This is a genomic window from uncultured Campylobacter sp. (assembly GCF_963517995.1).
Classification (GTDB): Bacteria; Campylobacterota; Campylobacteria; order Campylobacterales; family Campylobacteraceae; genus Campylobacter_A.
In genome coordinates this window covers 1-4886 of the sequence record NZ_CAUQHQ010000155.1, presented here as the reverse complement: position 1 = coordinate 4886, position 4886 = coordinate 1, and the positions used below count along the sequence as shown (strand labels likewise).

The following is a 4886-nucleotide window of genomic DNA, read 5'->3' as shown; positions in this document are numbered from 1 at the left end:
CGAGCACCGAGAACGACGCTCGCCAGACGAGCCGACGGCTACCCGATTTAGTCCTGCCCTTTTATATGCAGCCCGCACTCTTTGTGGTTAGGATCCTCCCACCACCACCTGCCCGCGCGTATGTCCTCGCCGGGTTTTATCGCGCGGGTACAGGGCTCGCAGCCGATACTGGCGTATCCTTTTGCATAAAGCTCGTTTACTGGCAAATTTAGCTCGCGCGCGACGCCCCACATAAACTCGTCGCTAAAATCAAATAGCGGGTTGATTTTTTTTAAATTAAAATTCGCGTCCGTTTCGCACAGGCTAACGCCCGTTCTAGTCACGCTTTGCGCCGCGCGTATGCCGCTTATCCACGCATCTTTTTTATTTAGCGCCTCGCGCAAAGGGATCATTTTTCGCTGATGGCAACAAAATTTGCGGTTTTCTACGCTATCTCTCATGCCCCATTGCCCGATCTTTTCATCCACTTGGGCTAGCGTCTCGCCGCTAATGGCGTATGTTTTTATCTTGATACCGAAAAATTTCTCTACCCCTTTTTGATACTCTAAACTCTCTTTAAAAAGCTTATGCGTATCGAGGGTAAAAATTTCAAGCCTATCTAGATCAAAGCCTGATTTTAGAGCCATATCTATCGCGATACAGTCCTCTATCTGGTGCGAAAACGCCAGCGCGACGCGCCCTTTTATCTCTGCCAAAACCGCCGCCAAACGCGACGTCGCTTCATTATATGTAGTAATCACAAAAACTCCCGTCCTCTTGCGAGTAGCTATGCACGCTAGTAAAATTTAGATATACGAATTTTAAATTTTTCTCTTTTATGTCTTTAAATTTCGCGCTCGTGATATCGACCTCGACCATATCCGCGCTTTCTTCCATCTTAATATCAAGCCTAATGCGAGAGCCTAAAATTCGGCTATGCACGATCTCGCCTTTTTTAGAGCCGGCGCTGTATTCAAAGCCAAGCTCTATCTCGTGAGGCCGCACGAAAAGCAGATCTCCCGCGCTCTCGTCGCTTACTATACCCTCTGCGCCCACTCTGCCGCGAAAGAGATTTACGTTGCCTAAAAAGCTATACACGAAAGGATTGGCCGGTTTTTCGTAAACGTCTACGGGCGTGCCTACTTGCTGGATCTCGCCTTTATTCATCACGACTATTTTATCGCTTACTTCTAGCGCTTCTTCTTGATCGTGCGTAACGAACACGCTAGTAATGTGAATTTCGTCGTGTAGTTTTCTTAGCCACCTGCGCAGATCGGCTCTAACCTTTGCGTCTAGCGCCCCAAACGGCTCGTCTAGCAGCAAAATTTTAGGCTCCACCGCTAGCGCCCTAGCTAGCGCCACGCGCTGTTTTTGCCCGCCGCTTAGCTCATCGGGAAAGCGCCCCGCTAAGCTTTCTAGCTGGATCATTTTTAGCAGGTGCATGACGCGCTGCTTTATCTCGTCTTTGCTAGGGCGCGAGGCTTTTGGACGGACGTTTAGTCCAAACGCTATGTTATCAAACACGCTCATATGCCTAAATAGCGCGTAGTGTTGAAAAACAAAGCCTATGCCGCGTTCTTTTATGCTTTTGCGGCTGACGTTTTCGCCGAAAAACGAGATTTCGCCGCTATCGGCGTTTTCTAAGCCCGCGATTATGCGAAGCAGCGTCGTTTTGCCGCTACCGCTAGGTCCTAAAAGCGCGGTTAGCTCGCCTTTGTTTATCTCTAAATTTACGTTTTTAAGCGCGACGAAATCGCCGAAATTTTTATTTAAATTCGATATTTTTATACCCATTTAGCTCCTTTTGCTAGCTTTTTGAACTAAAAATTTTAGCGCCAGCGTGACTACCGAGAGCAGCAGCAGCAAACTAGCTACGCTAAAAGCCGCTACGTAAAGATAGTCGCTATATAAAATTTCTATATAAAGGGGCATCGTGGTAGTTAGCCCGATTATCTTGCCGCTTACGACCGCCACGGCGCCGAATTCGCCCATCGCTCTGGCGTTTGTTAGCACTACGCCGTAAAACAGCCCCCATTTTATGTTCGGTAGCGTAACGCTAAAAAACGTGCGAAGTCCGCCAGCGCCCAGACTAAACGCCGCCTCTTCCTCGCTATTTCCTTGCTCTTGCATTAACAAAAGCGTCTCCTTGGCTACAAACGGAAAGGTAACGAATGCGCTAGCTAGTAAAATTCCCGGCAGCGCAAAAATCACGTCGAAATTTAGCGCGCTAAAAAATTTTCCTAAAAAGCCGCTATTTCCAAAAAGCAGCACAAACATTAGCCCCGCGATAACTGGCGAAACGGCAAAGGGCATATCTAAAAGCGTAAGTAGCACAGTCTTGCCGCGAAACTCGAATTTCGCCGCCGCGTAAGCTATCATAACGCCAAATACGGTATTTATAACTACGCAAAATCCCGCGCAAAGCAGGCTAAGCTTTACCGCGCTAATCGCATAATCGTCGCTAATTGCACTAAAATAGCCGCTAAGCCCGTCTTTTAGGGCCTCTGATATAATGGTATAAAGCGGAAGCGCGATAAAAACGAATAAAAACGCGGCGCTAATTAAAAGCAAAACGGGCTTTAAAATTTTCGGTTCGCTCATTTTGCGACCTTTTTTTGTATGAAATTTATCAAAAATAGCGAGGTGAACGCTACTAAAATCATAAAAAATCCGATTACGGCGGCTTCTTGATAATTAAAACTATCTAGGCGCGAGACGATTAAAACGGGTAAAATTTCGCTTTTAAAAGGGATGTTGCTCGAAATAAAAATGACCGAGCCGTATTCGCCAAGGCCTCTGGCAAAGGCTAGCGCAAAACCCGTTATCAAGGACGGAAGCAGGCTTGGAAGCATTATTAGCCTAAAAATTTGCCAAAAATTCGCGCCTAAATTTTCGGCCGCTTCAAGCACTTGTTTATCAAAATCTTTTATAACGGGCTCCGTCGTCCGCACTACAAACGGCATGCCTACGAATACCAAAACGATTACGACGCAAGTAAAATCCGCCCCTTGCAAATCTATGCCGAGCCTTAAAAGCGCAGCGCCCATAACGCCGCCGTGCGAAAATAAATACGCCAGGCAAATCCCAGCCACCGCCGTAGGCAGCGCAAAAGGAATATCTATGAGCGAGCTAATAAAGCCCTTGCCCCAAAATTCGTAACGCGCCAGGCACCACGCGATAATAAAACCAAAAAGTGAATTTACCGCGGCGGCGACGAATGAAGCCGTAAATGAAAATTTAAGCGCCGATAATACGCGAGGATCGCTAATAACGGCTAAAATTTCGACTATGCCGCCCTTAAAGCTAAAAGCGCCCAGAGCCGACAGCGGTAGTAAAACCAAAAAGCAAACGTAGCTGGCGCCAAGACCGAAGCAGATATTAAATCCCGGCAAACGAGAGGGCTTTTTAAGTAAAAATTTTCTCATTTTTTGCCCTTCGCTACGATCTCGTAAATTTTATCAAACTCGCCCCCGTTACTAAAATGCCGCTTTTGCGCCGCGTCCCAGCCGCCAAAGCTTTCTATGCTTATCAAATTTATCCGCGGGAAAATTTTCTCGTATTTTTTAGCGACGTTTTCGTCCGTCGGGCGGAAGAAATTTTTTGCGATGATCTCCTGCGCATCGGGCAGATAAAGGCGTGCCAGATATTCGCGGGCAAGCAGGGCGTTGCCGTTTGCGGCAGCGTTTTTGCTTAAAACCGCGACCGGAGGCTGCGCTAGGATGCTAAGGCTTGGGTAGATAATCTCAAACTCGTCCTCTCCTAGCCTTGCTTTGCTAAGATACGCTTCGTTTTCCCAAGCAATCATCGCATCGCCGATACCGCGGCGTATGAAAGTGTTTGCCGATCCGCGAGCGCCTGCATCTAGTACGGGAGCGTTGGCGTAGAGTTTAACCAAAAACTCGCGAATTTTATCCTCGTCGCCGTCAAATTTAGCCGCCGCGTAGGCGTATGCGGCTAGGTGGTTATATCTCGCGCCACCTGATGTTTTGGGATTTGGCGTTACGATTTTTACGTCGTTTCTTACTAGATCGTCCCAGTCTTTTATGCCTTTTGGATTGCCTTTTCTAACCAAAAATACGATCGTGGAGTTGTAAGGCGCGGAGTTTAGCGGGAACTCTTCTTGCCACGAAGCGTCCAAAGCGCCGCTTTTTCGCGCGACGGCGTTAATGTCGTAAGCAAGAGCCAGCGTAGCGACGTCGGCTTTTAATCCGTCTATTAGCATCCTAGCCTGCGCGCCGCTACCGCCGTGGCTTTGTAAAATTTTAATCTTTTTGCCGCTTTTTTGCTCGTAGTATTTAATAAAAAGCGCGTTATATTCTTTAAAAAGCTCCCGCGTCGCGTCGTAAGAGACGTTTAAAAGCTGTTGCGCGGCGGCAAAATTTATAAGCGCTAAAAAGATTAAAATTTTATTCAACCGATATCCTTTCGCATTTTGGTTTCAAGCTTAGCGATTTTTCGACGACGGGGCCGATTATTAAAATCGCCGGACGAGCGCATTTTAGCGCCATGGATTCTAAACTTTTTATTCGCCCGACGATTACTTTTTCATCCGCTCTATCTATGTTCGAAACAAACGCCGCGGGCGTATCTAGGTCTAAATTTAGCTTGCTTGCCGCATTTAAAATTTCGCCCGCGTAAGCGTGCGCCATAAGCGCGACCGCCGTAATGTCTCGCGTCTTTAAAATTTCAAGCCAAGCGGTGTTTATCGCGCCGCCTTTTAGATGCGCCGAGACTATCAAAACGCCGCTGCTAACGCCTCTAATCGTAGGCGTAATAAGCGCGCTAGCACATCCGGCAAAAACCGAACTAACGCCGCTAATTAGCTCAAACTCCACGCCGTTTTCCTCTAAAAAGCTCATCTCCTCAAACGCTCTGCCAAACAAGCTCGCGTCGCCGCCTTTTAGCCG

Annotated in this window: 6 protein-coding genes; all 6 read right to left on the bottom strand. The window is 47.6% G+C overall.

The genetic code is table 11. The annotated features are described in order from the left end of the window. Positions 1 to 47: 47 nt before the first annotated feature. Positions 48 to 740, bottom strand: coding sequence for a phosphoadenylyl-sulfate reductase (locus tag RYL88_RS11510; RefSeq protein ID WP_314991450.1), 693 nt, complete (start codon positions 738 to 740; stop codon positions 48 to 50). Beyond that, complete coding sequence (locus RYL88_RS11505) at positions 724 to 1773, bottom strand: sulfate ABC transporter ATP-binding protein (RefSeq protein ID WP_314991448.1); 1050 nt, start codon at positions 1771 to 1773, stop codon at positions 724 to 726. The genes RYL88_RS11510 and RYL88_RS11505 overlap by 17 nt, the downstream gene beginning before the upstream one ends. After that, positions 1774 to 2580, bottom strand: coding sequence for a sulfate ABC transporter permease subunit CysW (gene cysW, locus RYL88_RS11500; RefSeq protein ID WP_314991445.1), 807 nt, complete (start codon positions 2578 to 2580; stop codon positions 1774 to 1776). Further along, complete coding sequence (gene cysT / locus RYL88_RS11495) at positions 2577 to 3404, bottom strand: sulfate ABC transporter permease subunit CysT (protein WP_314991442.1); 828 nt, start codon at positions 3402 to 3404, stop codon at positions 2577 to 2579. The genes cysW and cysT overlap by 4 nt, the downstream gene beginning before the upstream one ends. Beyond that, positions 3401 to 4393, bottom strand: a complete 993-nt coding sequence (locus RYL88_RS11490) for a sulfate ABC transporter substrate-binding protein (protein WP_314991441.1) — start codon at positions 4391 to 4393, stop codon at positions 3401 to 3403. The genes cysT and RYL88_RS11490 overlap by 4 nt, the downstream gene beginning before the upstream one ends. Continuing rightward, positions 4386 to 4886, bottom strand: a 501-nt coding sequence (locus RYL88_RS11485; RefSeq protein ID WP_314991439.1) for an SAM-dependent methyltransferase, incomplete at its 5' end; no start/stop codon positions are given. The genes RYL88_RS11490 and RYL88_RS11485, both read right to left, overlap by 8 nt.